The organism is Edaphobacter sp. 4G125 (genome assembly GCF_014274685.1).
In the GTDB taxonomy this organism is placed as follows: Bacteria; Acidobacteriota; Terriglobia; order Terriglobales; family Acidobacteriaceae; genus Edaphobacter.
Genome location: NZ_CP060393.1, coordinates 2,731,744 through 2,746,495, shown reverse-complemented (window position 1 = coordinate 2,746,495; position 14,752 = coordinate 2,731,744). Strand labels below are relative to the sequence as shown.

The following is a 14,752-nucleotide window of genomic DNA, read 5'->3' as shown; positions in this document are numbered from 1 at the left end:
AAGGCTCGAATCCCGATCACGGCAAAGGCCAGCAGCAGAACGAAGCATACAGCCACAAGCACCAGGTGGAGAACGATCACCATCTCGTTATCCTTCAGCCTTTTCCTCCGGAATGCAATGCCTTAAAGTGAGTTGCCGAGATTCTGTTGCCACAACTTCTTTCTTCAAACCTCTGTCTAATCTCCGGGGGAGTAAATATGCGCGTTGCCGTTGCAGTACTTGCTCTGGCTTTTGTTCCTCTCTATGGGCAGAACCAGACGCCCAGGAAACCCGCCCATTCTGCCGCCGCTGCATCAGCGAGAACAACGAAGCGTACCGCGAAAGAGCCGCCCTTGGCCCCTCTTAACCAGAGGGAGCGTGTTGTACAGCTTCTAAGCCGGTTTACCTTTGGCCCTCGTCCTGGTGATGTCGACCGAGTGCTTGCCATGGGAGCAGACACCTGGTTGGAGCAACAGCTCAATCCCGACAGCATTGACGACTCTGCCCTCGCCAAACGGCTTGTCGACTATCCCACGCTGACGATGACTCCTGAGCAGGCACTCACGGCTTTTCCAGATCGTGGCACCATCCGAGCCATTGCCGACGAAAAACTCCGCCCTCCGACAGACCCCTATCTTGCTGCAGTCTACGAAGTGCAGATGCAGAAGCTCTATCGCGAGAATGTAGAGAAGAAGACCGAAGCCAATTCCTCAACCCAGCCACCTTCCGACGCTCAATTAGCCGAACAGAAGAAACAGGATCAGGCAACAGCAGCACGAATTGCCGGTACTCTATTTGCGCTTCCTCGCGATCAGCGCATGAGCGCTCTGATCAAGCTTCCTGTGGCCGACCGTATCGCCTTTACCACCTATGTTGCTGGAGACCAGCGGAATCTTCTCCTCTCGCAGTTCACGCCTCGCGAGCGAGAGATCTTTAACGCAATGGCTGCCAACGTCGGCTCGTCCGGTCAAATCGCCAGTGAGCTTTCCCAGGCGAAGCTTCTTCGGGCCATTCTCTCCGAACGACAGCTTCAGGAAGTCATGACCGACTTCTGGTTTAACCACTTCAATGTCTACATCGGAAAAGATTCCGACCAGTGGTATACCACCAGCTACGAGCGCGACGTCATTCGCAAGCACGCGCTGGGAAAGTTCCGCGATCTTCTCCTTGCCACGGCTACCTCGCCTGCCATGATGGTTTATCTCGACAACTGGCAGTCCATCGGTCCTGACTCCATCGCGAATGGCGTCAATCCCGCAAATCCCAGGGCAAAGAAAGGGAATCGCGGACTCAACGAAAATTATGGCCGCGAAGTAATGGAACTCCATACCGTTGGAGTTAATGGTGGCTATACTCAGGCCGACGTAACGGCACTCTCCGCAATCCTCACCGGTTGGACTGTCGATCGACCGCATCAGGCCGGACCCTTTGTTTACGAGCCTCGCCGCCACGAGCCCGGTCTTAAGCAGTGGTTCGGACACACCATCGATGCTTCTACCGCTCCAACTCAGTCCAATACGCCTCCAGGAATGAACGAGGGGATTCAAGCCCTCACGATCCTCGCACAGAGCCCCAAAACAGCTCACTTCATCAGTTACAAAATCGCGCAGCGTTTTGTCGCGGATGATCCACCGCCTGCGCTGGTCGATCGCATGGCAGCCACCTGGCTCTCTACTGGCGGAGACATCAAGGCCATTCTGCGCACACTCATTCAATCGCCGGAGTTCAATTCCCGGAAGTACTTCCACAACAAGGTCAAGACTCCATTTGAGTTCGTCGCCTCTGCTTTTCGGACAACCGCTACTGATCCGATCAATCCTGGTGCTCTCGTCCAAACACTTAGAACGATGGGAATGCCTCCGTACTATGCCCTCCCGCCCACTGGATACTACATCACGGCTGACCGTTGGATGAACTCTGCTGCGCTCGTCGACCGTCTGAACTTCGCTTATGCCCTCACCAGTAATAAATTTGCGAATCAGAAATTCGATTCCGCCCATGTTCTGGCTCTGGGGTTGATGAGCCAGCCTTCCGTCCTTCCTGCCTCGGTCCTATCCACTCCTTCGAGACCGCATCTTGCGCAGGCGTCGCTCATGCAAGCGTCAGCTTCGTCACCTCTTAGCGGCCAGGACTTTGCCCTGCATATTCTGGAATCCTCTCTGGTCGAGGGCGAGGTGTCCGCGAAGACAAATGACCTGATCCATCAGCAGATGGAAAAACTCGCCACTCCGACGGCACAACCAACAGATACCCTGAATCTTCTTGCAGCTCTTGTTATGGGAAGCCCGGAGTTTCAACAGCGATAAAAGCATCTACACTCATATTGAGGGAGGATGCCTTATGTCGCCTCAACAGCACTTAGCAGATGATGGCGAACAACTCCGCCGTGTTCGTAGAATCTGTTCTCTTCTACCTGCCACTACAGAGAAACTCTCTCATGGCGAACCGACCTTCTTTGCGGCTAAAAAAGTTTTTACGATGTTCGCCAATAACCACCATAATGACGGCCACATTGCTGTATGGATTCCGGCCGTTCCTGGAGAACAACAGTTATTGATCCGCAGCTCTCCTAAAAAGTATTTCAAGCCCCCGTATGTTGGCGTTCGTGGCTGGATTGGCGTCGAGCTCGGAGAAGTAAGTGATGAGGAGCTCAGCGCTCGTATCTTTGCCGCGTGGCGCCTTATTGCTCCTATTAAGCTTCAGCAGACTCTTGTTAGTTGACTCGATCCATCTCAAGCCGAAATGAATTTTTCGGAACAGGCAAAACTGTGTCTCATCCTTGCATCTCATTCTCATAAAGTGAGCAGCCAGGACTTTATCGAGAAGAACCGTCCGTCAGCTACTTCGCATAAAGACCAATTCGGTCAATTTGCAAATAGCTGTAGCGTGTATATGGGCTTTCGGTGGGCTTTCGCGGCAGCCCTGACCATCATCGTCATATGGGCGATTACGGGTCCAATCTACCATTTCTCCGATACATGGCAACTCATCATCAACACAGGGACGACCATCGTTACCTTCCTTATGGTCTTCCTGATCCAAAACACGCAGAACCGTGACGCTCGCGCCATCAATCTAAAGCTCAACGAACTGATTCAGGCGATTGGGTCGGCCAAAAACCAGATGATTGACATCGAACATCTTTCCGACGCTGAGCTCGACATTCTTGCGCGCCGCTATGAAGCGATCCGTGCAGAAGCCTCTGAGCGCGCGGATTCCCGCGAAAAGCAAAATGCGCTATAGCAGCATCGCTATAGCGCATTTGGATTCTTTACTAAGCCTGCTTAACTCTTCAACGTTACATGTTGCGCTTTCAGTTGCGCTCTGACGACCAACTCTGCTGCCAGCAGGCATTGCGTCTGGTCCTGGGCAATATGGGTTCGGTTCACGATATCAGCGACAAACTGCGGCCCGAAGGGAAGCGTTACATTGTTGCAGTCAATATACCTCGCCTGGTTTTTGTCTACGATGTAGAGATTGTTGCCCTGTTTGCTTCGTGCCACGTCGATATACTTCCGCACCTCGATGTATCCATCCGTTCCCAGGATGAATAGCCGGCCGTCTCCCCACGTTCCCAGACCGTCAGGAGTAAACCAATCCAGTCGCACATAGCCAAATCCCTTGTCGCCGCGCAGCATCATGTCGCCAAAATCCTGGAACTTGGGCTTTTGCGGATGGTTTACATTTGCGACCTGCGAGGCTACCACCTCTGCTTGTGTGCACCCGGTATAGAACAGGAACTGGTCGACTTGATGCGATCCAATGTCCGTCAAAATTCCGCCATAGCGGACTGGGTCCCAGAACCACTCCGGTCTTCCTCCTGCGCCTCCCGCATACGGGTCTGCTCCATGCTGCACGATCTGGTGAGGAGCAATGTTGATCGTCTGAATGACTCTTCCGATCGCTCCTGCCTTAATCAGGTCGCCCGCTTTTACCGCCGCCTTCACCTCGAAGCGCTCGCTGTAAAGAATCCCGTAAATTCTCTTCGTCTCTGCAATCGTTTTGCGAATCTGGTCGATCTGTTCGAGTGTCGTCGCACCTGGCTTATCGCTCAGATAATCCTTGCCGCGTTTCATCACCCGAATCCCCAGCGGCGCTCTCTCGTTGGGAATCGTTGAGCTCAACACTAGCTGGATCGAGGGATCGTTCAGAATTGCCTCTTCCGACGAGACGATCTTCACATCGGGGAATCTCTTCTTGAAGTTCGATAGTTTGTCGGGCTCGGCTCCATAAGCTGCTACCAGTTGGCCGCCGCCGCGCTGGATCGCGCCCACCATCCCATAGATGTGGTCATGGCTCATCCCACACACTGCGAATTTAATGGAGTACTTCGGCTTGGCGTCAGCTTCCTGCGTTGGCTCGGCAATCTCATGCACTACACGGGCCGGATCGATCGCGCTCGCCTCTGCAATTGCCGGAATTCCTGCCATCAATCCCGCCGAACCTACTGCTCGCAAAAACTCTCTACGGCCAAACATCTCCGATCCCATTTTCGGACTCCTCTTCAAACACAATTTCGCTGCACTCCGAACTATATCAACTCTGGCCTTTTCTGGTTTGTTGGCTTGCTATCTTTTCGGCTCATACCGCATCGCTACCGCCCCCGAGCCGAACTCCAGCCGGCTCACCAGCCTCAAGTCGACATGCTTCGATAACCCCGTGAACAATGTCGGCCCGTGGCCGGCTAGCCTGGGATGCACCACAAACTCGTACTCGTCGATCAATCCCAGCTCCGCCAACGCCTGCGGGAGCTTTACGCCTCCTACGAACAGTCCCTTACCCGACTCCCGCTTGAGTTGCTGAACGGTCTTCTCCAAATCTCCGCGAACAAGCTCTGCGTTCCAATCGACCCGGTCCAGAGTGCTCGATACAACATACTTCTTTGCCGCATCGATTGTCCGGGCGAAGGGTTCCATCCAATCAGGTCTCGCTGCCGACTGAGATGGCTGCCGCCGCCACGCTGCCTCCATCATTTCGTAAGTCACTCGGCCAAAGAGGAGAGCATCGGCTTGGTTGAGGTTCTCAACCGCGTGACGATGCAGGTCTTCATCCGGAATCATGGCTCGATGATCGCAGCATCCGTCTAGTGTGACATTGATGGAATACCGAAGGGGACGCATTCCGCAAGCGTACCGCCGATCAAGGTTCGATTGGAAATTTTCTGATCACGGAAACAGCCTTCTCTTCATCCATCCATTAGCTTCCCGCAGAAACACAAACCGGTCGTGCAACCGAGACGGCCCGCTCACCCATAGCTCGATTCGCTGCGGTTGAATCGCATATCCCTTCCACCATTCTGGTCGGGGAACCTCGCCTGGATGCAGATCGGCAAACTCCGCGACCAATCGTTCCAGCTCCTCCCGGCTTACCAGAGGCTGGCTCTGATGTGATACGGCCGATCCGAGCTGGCTCTCCCGCGCCCGGCTATGAAAGTAATCATCTGCGTCTGCTGCCGGAAGCTCCACAACTGGCCCTTCCACCCTGACCTGTCTTCCCAGGCTCTTCCAGTGAAAGCACAGTGCAGCTCTTGGATTGGCTGCCAGTTCCTGTCCTTTACGGCTGTTTGCATTGGTGTAGAAACAGAAGCCCCGCTCATCGACCTTCTTTACCAGCACCATTCGGACGCTTGGCAGGCCATCCGTCGTAGCGGTCGCCAGCGCCGCTGCGTTCGGGTCATTTGGTTCGGTTTTGGTGGCTTCTAAAAACCAGTGTTCAAAAGTGGCAATCGGATCGGTTCCGTCGCCCACCATGAATGGATCCATTCCCGCAGTGTACGCCTTCAGATTTGTCAAGCTGCAATTTGAGCTAAATTACACAAACGAAAGCATATATGAAGTGCAGATTAGGGGTTTCCATTTCACTACAATAGAGACATAGGCAAAGCACGAAAGCCGTGGAGTTTGTGATCGCGCTTCTTTATAAAGAATTCGATCTTGCTGGTCCAGACTTAAGATTCTTCTTATGAATACTTTACCTTGTTTTTGGTGGGGTGGGTAAGTCCTGGAATAAGCTGCTCGTCTGCCGGGCAGGGATTGCTTCTGAAGAAGCCACCAGCGTATAGAACTCCTGTCCGCCGTACTGGGCAAAGAATTCCCTTGTCTGCTCCATGAGTGGCCCCTGTGAGCGATGCTGACGAAATGCTTCGTTCTTTCGTTCCCGTACAGATTCGATATCCAGAACCGTCGTCCAGGGAATCGGCAGCGGAGGATGCCGCTCTGGCAAAAAGGTATTTGTGGTCACGTGGAACAGTCGTCCAGGTTGGTAGACCGCACCGCTCTCAGGAAAGCGCTTCGCCTGCCCTGACCAATGGAATGCCGCCGTTGTCCAGAACGAAACCATCATATGGTCAGTATGCGTATTCATTCCGCCATCGCCACCAAAGGTGATCACCACATCCGGACGAAACTGACGCATCCGTCGTACCAGTTGCTCCGCTGCCTCAGAAAAGGGAACTGTGATCAGCTGCGCATCATGATATTCCAGGGACTCGTGCCGGCTCACGCCGAGCACCTTGCACGACGCGGCAAATTCTTCACGACGAGTTCTGCCCAGCTCCTCTGCAGAGGCTGCAGAACCGCGATGGGTTCCTGCCTGGCCATCGGTCATGCAGATCACATACGTCTCAATGCCGCGGTCTGCAGCTAACGCCAGAGCTCCGCCAAATGCAAAGCACTCATCATCCGGATGGGCGACCACACACATTAATCGCTGACCCAATTCGCCTCCTCGTTGAAATCGAGATCGAACAGGTCTCCTGAAACCAGATCCTCAATTGCTGCGTTCGGATCGACCGCTTTGACCGGAGCGAACGTTCGCCGATGCAGCGCCGATGGCCCAAGCTCCACAAGAGCCTTTCGGTGCGCAGGCGTTCCATAGCCCTTATGAGAGGCGAGTCCATATCCTGGATGAACCTCGTCAAGCTCTCTCATTCGTGCATCGCGATAGACCTTCGCGATTACTGAAGCTGCCGCAATCGAAAGACTCAACGAATCGCCGTAGATCAACCTGGTCTGAGCGCAGGGATGATCGATCCGCATCGCATCGATCAGCAGGTGGTCAGGAAGGATCGAGAGACCTTGAACCGCAGCCAGCATCGCCATACGCGTCGCCTGATAAATGTTCACACGATCGATCGTCTCGGCGTCGATCTCGGCAATACTCACTGCGAGCGCAACCTTGCGAATCCTGCGATCCAGTCGTTCGCGGTCTTTAAGCAGAAGTTGCTTCGAGTCTTTCAGCCCGGAGGAGGCAAGTCCGCGCATCTTCTCAGGAAGAATGACTGCCGCCGCGACGACGGGGCCAAACAAGGCGCCTCGGCCAACTTCATCCACTCCTGCAATGGTGTGGAAGCCGCGATAGCGAAGGGCCTGTTCTGGAGCGTCACTGCACACAAGCTGCCGAAGCATCTGTTGTTTGGCTGTTGCAGCTGTAACCGTGCGCTTGATGCGTAAAGGAGTCGAAGAAGCCATGCCCTTATGGCAAAGTTTACAACCTAAGGTACAAAGGAAAACCACGGCAGATTTCGCCGTGGTTTCTGTGGAAAAGAAGGGGGGAGATTTAGCTGGCGGCGCGCTCGACCTCGCGCAGACGCGCGGCCTTACCGCGAAGCCCACGGAGATAGAAGAGCTTCGAACGGCGAACTTCGTACGAACGAACCTTTTCAACCTTATCGACAACCTTGGAGTTATAGGGGAAGATGCGCTCGACGCCTTGACCGAAGCTCATCTTGCGAACTGTGAAGGTCCCCTGTGGCCCCTTGCGGCAGGCAATGACCATTCCTTCAAAGGCCTGAAGACGCTCCTTTTCACCCTCGCGGATCTTGACCTGAACGCGGACGGTGTCTCCGGGAGCGAAATCGGGAAGGTCAGTCCGCTCAAGCTTCGCGGCCAGTTTCTGCATAACGGGATGAATTGACATAACGGGTTTCCTGATTTGAACTCGAGTCCTTAGTGTACATGATTTCAATCAATTATGGGGACAAAACCATCATTCCCGGCAGGGGAACCGGAGTTGATTCATTCCTGATCGTCCGGATTGGAGTTCCGTTCAAACTCGAGCTTTTCCAATAAACGAAGATCTTGATCAGTAAGGCTAGTCTTTTCCAATAGATCAGGGCGGTTTTCTAATGTTTTCCGTAAAGCCATTTTACGGCGCCATAGGCGGATCGCATCATGGTTTCCTCCCTGCAAAACCTCGGGGACACTCAAACCCTGAAACTCGGCTGGGCGAGTGTAGTGCGGATAGTCCAGAATTCCTCCCGCTCCGTGGGTCGTTCGTGGAGGCCCTTCGCTCGAAAGCGGCACATCGGAGTCATGTGCTCCGAAACTCTCAAAGCGCGAAGAATCCGGATGTCCAAGTGCACCAGGAAGCAGGCGGACGACGGCATCGATGATGACTGCTGCCCCTAGCTCTCCTCCGGAGAGCACGTAGTCTCCAATGGAGAGCTCTTGGTCGCAGAGGAGTGCATTAACGCGTTCATCCACGCCCTCGTATCGTCCGCAGATCAGTACGACCCGTTCGACGGTAGCAAGTTTCTGTGCGACGGCCTGGGTAAAAGGATGTCCCTGTGCTGAGAGCAGAATGACGGTCTCTTTCTGGGGATCGCGTTGACGCTTTGGTGTGATGTTCAACGAGGAAACCGCATCGTAGATTGGTTCCAGCTTGAGGACCATACCCTCTCCACCCCCGAAGGGCCTGTCGTCGACTGTGCGATGCCGGTCATGGGTGAACGATCGCAAATCATGCGTAGCGATATCGACCAGCCCCTTGCTGTGGGCCCGGTTCAGGATCCCGTACTGCAAGATGCTCGAAAAAAAATCCGGAAAGATTGTAATGAGGTCAAAACGCATTGGAAATGAAGTGGTTCGTACCTGAAAACCTTGTACAAGTGATTCATGCTTCGGTTCAAAATGCAATAGAGGGCAGATTTGTTGGGAGACTGCTTGGCGAAATAAGCCTTGTTCTCAAGGCGAGGCTTCTCGGCATCTCTTTGTTCTTATTTTTACCGTATCTTGCAATCGGTGCGTCTGCTCAGAAGATTCCAGTTCGAAATGAGCTGCTCAAACAACCTGTCGAAAGTAATTCCGTCGATGTAGGTTTAGGCTTTGCGACCGATAAAGATACAAAAGATGCTTCGTTTGAAAAGAACTCCAGTACTGAGGGAGCAGCCCCGACAAGGGAAGTAGGGCCGTTTTCGAGCTGGCGCGTTGACTTTATGGCGAATAGTTTGGGAGCAGGTTTTGATGTCTCGACCCCTATTAGTCGAAGATTCGATCTTCGTGGAGGCGGAAACTTTCTGGCACTCGGATATGAATTTGACGTGGACGGTCTGCACTATGACTCGGACATTCGCTTGCAATCCGGCAATCTGCGGCTCGATTGGTTCCCGAGGCACAGAAACTTTTATATCAGTCTCGGCATTCTTTTTTCCTACAACAAGATGACCGCCCTCTCTCACGTCCCTCCGGGAGCGCACTTTGAACTGGGAGATGAGAGTTTTACTAACAGCACCAGCGACCCGGTTCACGGCGATGCGCACTTGATCTTCCCGCGAAACGTATCGCCCATGTTGACGGTCGGTTTTCGCAATATTCTTCCGGGAAACCATCGGCATATTTCGGTTCCGGTTGAATTTGGAGTGGCCTATACAGGGGCACCCAAGATCGATGTAACGCTTGTCGGCACAGCCTGCCAGCAGGATGGCTGCTTCAACTTTGCTCAGAACGCCGAGGCCCAGCAAAGCCTGAAGGACGAGATCAGAAATATCAACGATACTCTGTCCAATATCCCGGTCTATCCCGTCGTTTCGATTGGATTTGGCTATCGCTTCTAACGGTTAACATCCACGAGTCCTAGGGGCAGGCTCATGGTCAGTCGTCTTCTTTCTGGATTAAAGTCCTTGACGAAGGCTTTTACAAAGGGGATGAGGATCTCTGCTGGATCATCCGCCGATCGCACAATGAGAAGCGCTGGGGCATCGGGCAACAGCGTTCCATCCGCTGCAGTCGAAAATTGGACATCGGTAATATCCCCGATACGGGTGTCCTCGTCATAAAGCGCACATCCAATCAAGTCGCTGATATATACCGACTCCTGATCGAGCGGGGTCCGTTGATCTTCGGAAACGATGAGATCAAGACCCGAGAGAACTTCCGCTGAAGAGATGCTGTCGATCCCAGCCAAGTGAAGTACGACCCGGCCCTTGTTCTTGCCGACAGGAAGCCACGAAGCGATCACCTCGACGGGTTTCGCTTCCGATCGATCTCCTGTGAATCCCGGAGAGGCAAGGAAGAGGTCTTTCCTTCCCACAAGGCGGTCAGGAAAGTCTGTTTCGAGATCAGCCAGTACTTCTCCCTTACGCCCTTGAGGACGAAGAAGATGAGCTAAGACGATCCAAGAGGTTGGAGAGGATGAAACGGAGAGGTCGTCAGTCATAGAATTTCTGAACCCGCGACGCGAAGAGGCGATCAGACCTGAGGTGCGCTGTCTTCAATGATATCGAGAGCAAAGCGATGTTTCACCTTCATACTGGCGGCGGTCAGAATGGTGCGCAAAGAGCGGGCCGTTCGCCCTTGTTTTCCTATGATCTTCCCGATATCTCCGGGAGCGACCCGCAAACGGATGACGGTAGCATCCTCTTCTTCAACGGTTTCTATAGATACAGCCTCGGGAGAATCAACCAGGGCACGGGCAATCTCTATAACAAGGCCAACGATGTTCGCATTCGCGCTATTTGCTTCACCTGTCCTTTGAGTGGACTGGGTCATCACACACCTCCTGGGGTCACAATGCGGGCTGTTGCTCTACCGTTCTGCCTCGTCGATTGCGAGATCTCAGGAATGTGCTTCACGAGCGTAGCCACGATTAGACGATAGGCCCCGGGATACCTAAATAGATTTTGGGTATCCCAGGGTATCGATTCCAATATCTGAAGTCTACGTTAGGAGTTCGCTGGTTGAGACGCGGGGAACCTTCGGCATCAGCAAATCTTTGGGTACCAGATGAATGGTTACGAAAGATTTGCCGGGTAACTAGGCTGCCGAGACGGATGCGGTAGGCGCATTGGACACAAGCTTCTGAACGCGATCGGAAAGCTGAGCGCCCTTGCTGGTCCAGTAATCAATGCGATCGCGCTTGAGCGCAACGCTGGCTGGATTGGTACGGGGATTGTAAGTTCCAACCACTTCCAGCGAGCGACCATTCCGGGCGCGGTCTTTTTCAATCACAACGATGCGGTATTGGGGCTGCTTCCGCGCTCCTACGCGCGCCAGACGGATCATTAACACAAGAAAAGCCTCTCAATCAGTTTATTTGGGTGCACAGAAGGACGGAGCCTCCCATCTGTAAGGAAGAACAACAGAACCCAACAACTAAGTATGACGGAATTCCAGGATTTTCGCAATCCAAAGGCTTTGGTCCGAACGAATCAGGCAGGAAGATGAGCGTGAAAAAAATCTGCGTAGGTTACTTTGTGCTGTAGACTTTTGTGTATCGGGTATCTAATTTGTTACATCAGTTTTCAAAGAAGGGAGGATTCATGGGCTCCTGGACCAAGGTGAAAGAAGAGCATGCTGTTCGCGCTGCTGTACGGTTTCCCATGAGACTCCCCTTGCGAATTCAGACATCCGAAGGGGAATTGCATGCCGTTACGGAAAATATCTCAGCCAACGGCCTGCTTTTCGTATGCGACGAGACGCTTGAGGTTAGCAGCAGAATTGAGTTTACGATTGCGATGCCTGCGGCTGTGATGGGGGCGTCCAAAGATGTGACGATTCATTGTGTCGGCCGAGTGGTTCGAAATTGCATGCAGGATGGACAGAAGAAGACGGCAGCTGTAATCGATGAATATTTTCTAAAGGCTTGAGTTATGACAGTGGTTCATTTTGATCCTTCTCAGGACATCGATGAGACTCCAGAGGACATTGGAGCGTTTGGAGGAATTCGCGTTGTTCTTGCGGATTCGCAGGCCATCTATCGTGTGGGAATCCGAAAGGTCTTCGCGCTCGAAGACGATATCCGGGTCATTGCCCAAGTTGAGAGCTTGAGCAACCTCTATACCACGTTACAGCGCTACCCCACGGATGTGGTTCTGCTGGAAGGACAGCTAATAGCTGGAACAGTGGATGCGATTCCTGAAATCATGCGTCGCGCACCCAATGTAAAGTTGATTGTCCAGGTCTCCGAGACTGACGAATCCAATACGGTAGAGCTTTATCGGCGCGGCGTGCGTGGCGTAGTGCCTCGATCCATCTCACCGGATCTGCTTGTTAAGTGTGTGCGCAAGATCGCGGAGGGGGAAACTTGGATCGACAATCGTTCGATCAGCTGGGTGATTGAGGCTTATCGCTCCCAGGCGAAGACGCTGACAGATCCAAAAGTGCAGCCCAAGCTTTCCAAAAAGGAGCTTGCAATCATTAGCTGCATTACGCGTGGAATGCGAAATAAAGAGATCGCTTACCAGATCGGCACGACTGAGCAGGTAATCAAAAATTACCTGCGGAAGGTCTATGACAAGTTAGGCGTCTCAGACCGGCTGGAACTCGCTCTCTACTGCCTGCATCATGAACTATTGAAGCAATATACCCAGGAGCTCGAGGGCGTAATGCTGCACCAGCCTGAGCCAATGCAGCCATTACGCGCCAAGATGTAAATCGGATCGAGCTACTGTTTATCGATCTCTACATCGATTGAAAACTTTATATCGTCGCCAATGACAACGGTAGGAGTCTTAGGGGCGAAGTTGAAGTCGCTGCGCTTCAATCTGCCTGACGCCGAAAAACCGCTGCGGGTCTTCCCATCTTTGCCCGTCTGCGGAGGAGCAGGGCCGTCCACATCAAGTGTGACCGTCTTGGTCGTTCCCGCAAGGGTCAGCTCGCCTGTCAGGGTCAGCTTCCCATCCACTTTGGAAAGGGAAGTGGACTTAAAAGTAATCTGTGGATACTTCGCAACATCGAAATAGTTGGGGGACTTCAAGTCCGCGTCACGCTTTTCGACATTGGTGTTGACTGTGGTGGTATCGGCAGTTGCCTGTACCGAGGAGTGGGTGATGTCCTTCTCATCGTAAAGGATCGTTCCTTTGACGCCCATGATGGAGCCATGAACATTCGATACGCCCATATGGCGAACTTCAAAGTTGATACTGGAATGGATAGGATCGATGGTCCAATTTGATGTTTGGGCATGACCGGTGAAGCTGGTCGCGATAGCAACGGCTAGGGCCATCACAAAACGATTGCGCATGCAGACGTCCTCTTTCGGTAGATAAGTATCTGGACCCAGAAGCCAGGCAGAGAGAGGTGCCAGGCGGTCTGATCGCTGTCCTCGATCTACTGAATGTAACGGGCGAGAAGACCGGCAGGCTACCAAAATCTTGGCGGACACGAGATTTTGATAAATCTTGAGATGAAACAGCAATGAAAAGCTTCGAGATGCTAGCATCTCGCGATATGGCTTTTCGGGATGAGTTCAGGGCGCTAACTTCGGCACAACGTAGCACCTTTGCCGCTTGCTTTCTTGGCTGGACGCTCGATGCGTTCGATTTTTTTCTTCTGACCGTGTGCCTTAGGGCGATCGCCGCAGATTTCCATGTCGGGATTCCGCAGATTGCAGAGGCGATCTTCTGGACGCTGGTGATGCGACCAGTCGGAGCGCTGATCTTCGGTGTGCTGGCTGAGCGATACGGGCGACGCCCGACTCTCATCGCTAACATCATCTGCTTCTCGATCTTTGAATTGGCATCGGCGTTTGCTCCTTCATTAAAGAGCTTTCTTATCTGCCGTGCTCTGTTTGGCATCGCCATGGGAGGGGAGTGGGGAGTAGGTGCTGCCCTCGCCTTGGAGTCGATGCCTGCGCGGAGGAGAGGTTTTTTTTCGGGCATTTTGCAGGAAGGCTATGTGGTGGGGAATCTGCTCGCGGCTGCTCTTTACGGGGTTCTCTTTCCGCATCTCCATGGAACAGGGATGCTGACCGGATGGCGTGTAATGTTTATGATTGGTGCGCTTCCAGCCTTGTTGGCGTTCTATATGCAGTTCAAGGTGGAGGAATCCCCAATTTGGATTGCCGCCGAAGAGAGAAGGCGTTTGGAAGGACATAAAAGACAGAAGATCAACTTCCAGCATTTTCGTGCCTATCTTCCAACATTCCTTTTTCTCGTTCTGTTGATGACGGCATTCAATTCATTCAGTCATGGCACGCAGGATCTTTACCCCACCCTGCTGGAGAAAGATCATGGACTCGATCCAGGCAAGGTGGGCTTGATTGTTGTGATCAGCAATATCGGAGCAATGTTGGGAGGCATCCTTTGCGGAGCACTTTCGGAACGTTTGGGCCGAAAGCGGATGATCATCATTGCGGCGCTTGCAGCCATTCCAATGATTCCATTATGGGCATGGTCCCATACAGTGCCAGCGCTGGCATTGGGAGGCTTCCTGATGCAGTTTGCTGTTCAGGGCGCGTTCGGAGTCATTCCCGCACATCTTAATGAGCTGGCACCGTCGCCAGTGCGTGCCGTTTTCCCCGGATTTGCTTATCAACTGGGAAATCTCTGTTCCTCTCGAAATGGAGTGTTTCAGGCAAAACTGGCTCAGCATTTTTCAGGTGGGCCTCTCAATGCAGTGATGTCCTGGACCGTTGTGATTGGAGCTTTGGCTGTCGCAATCGTTACCGGGTTGGGAAGGGAAGCCAAAGGAGAAGATTGGTCGACGACGGAAGAGCCGGTGCTTGAGCAGGGCGGACATAGGGCCATATAGAAAGGTGCTATTTTCCTATTGCAGGA

General features: G+C 53.1%; 18 protein-coding genes. 7 read left to right on the top strand and 11 right to left on the bottom strand.

Annotation, left to right across the window (positions count from 1 at the left end):
* Window positions 1-197 precede the first annotated feature (197 nt).
* The 3 genes from H7846_RS11470 to H7846_RS11460 all read left to right on the top strand — a co-directional run bounded on the left by H7846_RS11470 (window position 198) and on the right by H7846_RS11460 (window position 3,222).
* On the top strand, window positions 198-2,285 hold the full coding sequence (locus tag H7846_RS11470; protein ID WP_186692232.1) for a DUF1800 domain-containing protein: 2,088 nt from the start codon (window positions 198-200) through the stop codon (window positions 2,283-2,285).
* Between the two features lie 34 nt (window positions 2,286-2,319).
* Window positions 2,320-2,700 (top strand): MmcQ/YjbR family DNA-binding protein, encoded by a 381-nt coding sequence (locus H7846_RS11465; RefSeq protein ID WP_186692231.1) that lies wholly within the window; start codon window positions 2,320-2,322, stop codon window positions 2,698-2,700.
* 78 nt (window positions 2,701-2,778) lie between these two features.
* Window positions 2,779-3,222, top strand: a complete 444-nt coding sequence (locus H7846_RS11460) for a low affinity iron permease family protein (protein WP_255460991.1) — start codon at window positions 2,779-2,781, stop codon at window positions 3,220-3,222.
* A 41-nt stretch (window positions 3,223-3,263) separates the two neighbouring features.
* Here the strand turns inward: H7846_RS11460 and H7846_RS11455 are convergent, their stop codons facing one another.
* The 7 genes from H7846_RS11455 to trmD all read right to left on the bottom strand — a co-directional run bounded on the left by H7846_RS11455 (window position 3,264) and on the right by trmD (window position 8,828).
* Window positions 3,264-4,469 (bottom strand): Gfo/Idh/MocA family protein, encoded by a 1,206-nt coding sequence (locus H7846_RS11455; RefSeq protein ID WP_186692229.1) that lies wholly within the window; start codon window positions 4,467-4,469, stop codon window positions 3,264-3,266.
* A 78-nt stretch (window positions 4,470-4,547) separates the two neighbouring features.
* Window positions 4,548-5,099, bottom strand: coding sequence for a dihydrofolate reductase family protein (locus tag H7846_RS11450; RefSeq protein WP_186692228.1), 552 nt, complete (start codon window positions 5,097-5,099; stop codon window positions 4,548-4,550).
* Between the two features lie 45 nt (window positions 5,100-5,144).
* A complete protein-coding gene (gene pdxH, locus H7846_RS11445; RefSeq protein ID WP_222597494.1) occupies window positions 5,145-5,741 on the bottom strand; it encodes a pyridoxamine 5'-phosphate oxidase in 597 nt (198 codons plus the stop codon).
* A 208-nt stretch (window positions 5,742-5,949) separates the two neighbouring features.
* Complete coding sequence (locus tag H7846_RS11440) at window positions 5,950-6,696, bottom strand: PIG-L deacetylase family protein (protein ID WP_255460580.1); 747 nt, start codon at window positions 6,694-6,696, stop codon at window positions 5,950-5,952.
* Window positions 6,681-7,448: a ribonuclease HII gene (locus tag H7846_RS11435; RefSeq protein WP_186692226.1), complete on the bottom strand. Its 768-nt coding sequence runs from the start codon at window positions 7,446-7,448 to the stop codon at window positions 6,681-6,683. Before H7846_RS11435 ends, H7846_RS11440 begins: the two co-directional genes overlap by 16 nt.
* An 88-nt stretch (window positions 7,449-7,536) precedes the next feature.
* On the bottom strand, window positions 7,537-7,896 hold the full coding sequence (gene rplS, locus H7846_RS11430) for a 50S ribosomal protein L19 (RefSeq protein WP_304487878.1): 360 nt from the start codon (window positions 7,894-7,896) through the stop codon (window positions 7,537-7,539).
* A 98-nt stretch (window positions 7,897-7,994) separates the two neighbouring features.
* Window positions 7,995-8,828: a tRNA (guanosine(37)-N1)-methyltransferase TrmD gene (gene trmD, locus H7846_RS11425; RefSeq protein WP_186692224.1), complete on the bottom strand. Its 834-nt coding sequence runs from the start codon at window positions 8,826-8,828 to the stop codon at window positions 7,995-7,997.
* Between the two features lie 365 nt (window positions 8,829-9,193).
* Between trmD and H7846_RS11420 the strand changes: the two genes are divergently transcribed.
* The gene (locus tag H7846_RS11420) at window positions 9,194-9,811 is read left to right on the top strand and encodes a hypothetical protein (RefSeq protein ID WP_186692222.1); all 618 of its coding nucleotides are present in this window, start codon (window positions 9,194-9,196) and stop codon (window positions 9,809-9,811) included.
* On the opposite strand, the gene rimM is transcribed toward H7846_RS11420, so the two are convergent.
* The 3 genes from rimM to rpsP form a co-directional block, all read right to left on the bottom strand.
* Window positions 9,808-10,413: a ribosome maturation factor RimM gene (gene rimM / locus H7846_RS11415; RefSeq protein WP_186692220.1), complete on the bottom strand. Its 606-nt coding sequence runs from the start codon at window positions 10,411-10,413 to the stop codon at window positions 9,808-9,810. The genes H7846_RS11420 and rimM overlap by 4 nt on opposite strands.
* A 32-nt stretch (window positions 10,414-10,445) precedes the next feature.
* Window positions 10,446-10,745: a KH domain-containing protein gene (locus H7846_RS11410; RefSeq protein ID WP_186692218.1), complete on the bottom strand. Its 300-nt coding sequence runs from the start codon at window positions 10,743-10,745 to the stop codon at window positions 10,446-10,448.
* 264 nt (window positions 10,746-11,009) lie between these two features.
* Entirely contained in the window at window positions 11,010-11,258 is a 249-nt protein-coding gene (gene rpsP / locus H7846_RS11405) for a 30S ribosomal protein S16 (protein ID WP_186692216.1), read from the bottom strand.
* 257 nt (window positions 11,259-11,515) lie between these two features.
* On the opposite strand from rpsP, the gene H7846_RS11400 reads away from it, so the two are divergent.
* Window positions 11,516-11,842 (top strand): PilZ domain-containing protein, encoded by a 327-nt coding sequence (locus H7846_RS11400; protein ID WP_186692214.1) that lies wholly within the window; start codon window positions 11,516-11,518, stop codon window positions 11,840-11,842.
* 3 nt (window positions 11,843-11,845) lie between these two features.
* On the top strand, window positions 11,846-12,628 hold the full coding sequence (locus H7846_RS11395) for a response regulator transcription factor (RefSeq protein WP_186692212.1): 783 nt from the start codon (window positions 11,846-11,848) through the stop codon (window positions 12,626-12,628).
* Window positions 12,629-12,639: 11 nt separating this feature from the next.
* On the opposite strand, the gene H7846_RS11390 is transcribed toward H7846_RS11395, so the two are convergent.
* A complete protein-coding gene (locus tag H7846_RS11390; RefSeq protein WP_186692210.1) occupies window positions 12,640-13,218 on the bottom strand; it encodes a YceI family protein in 579 nt (192 codons plus the stop codon).
* A 188-nt stretch (window positions 13,219-13,406) separates the two neighbouring features.
* Between H7846_RS11390 and H7846_RS11385 the strand changes: the two genes are divergently transcribed.
* Window positions 13,407-14,726 (top strand): MFS transporter, encoded by a 1,320-nt coding sequence (locus H7846_RS11385; RefSeq protein WP_255460579.1) that lies wholly within the window; start codon window positions 13,407-13,409, stop codon window positions 14,724-14,726.
* Window positions 14,727-14,752: the final 26 nt, after the last annotated feature.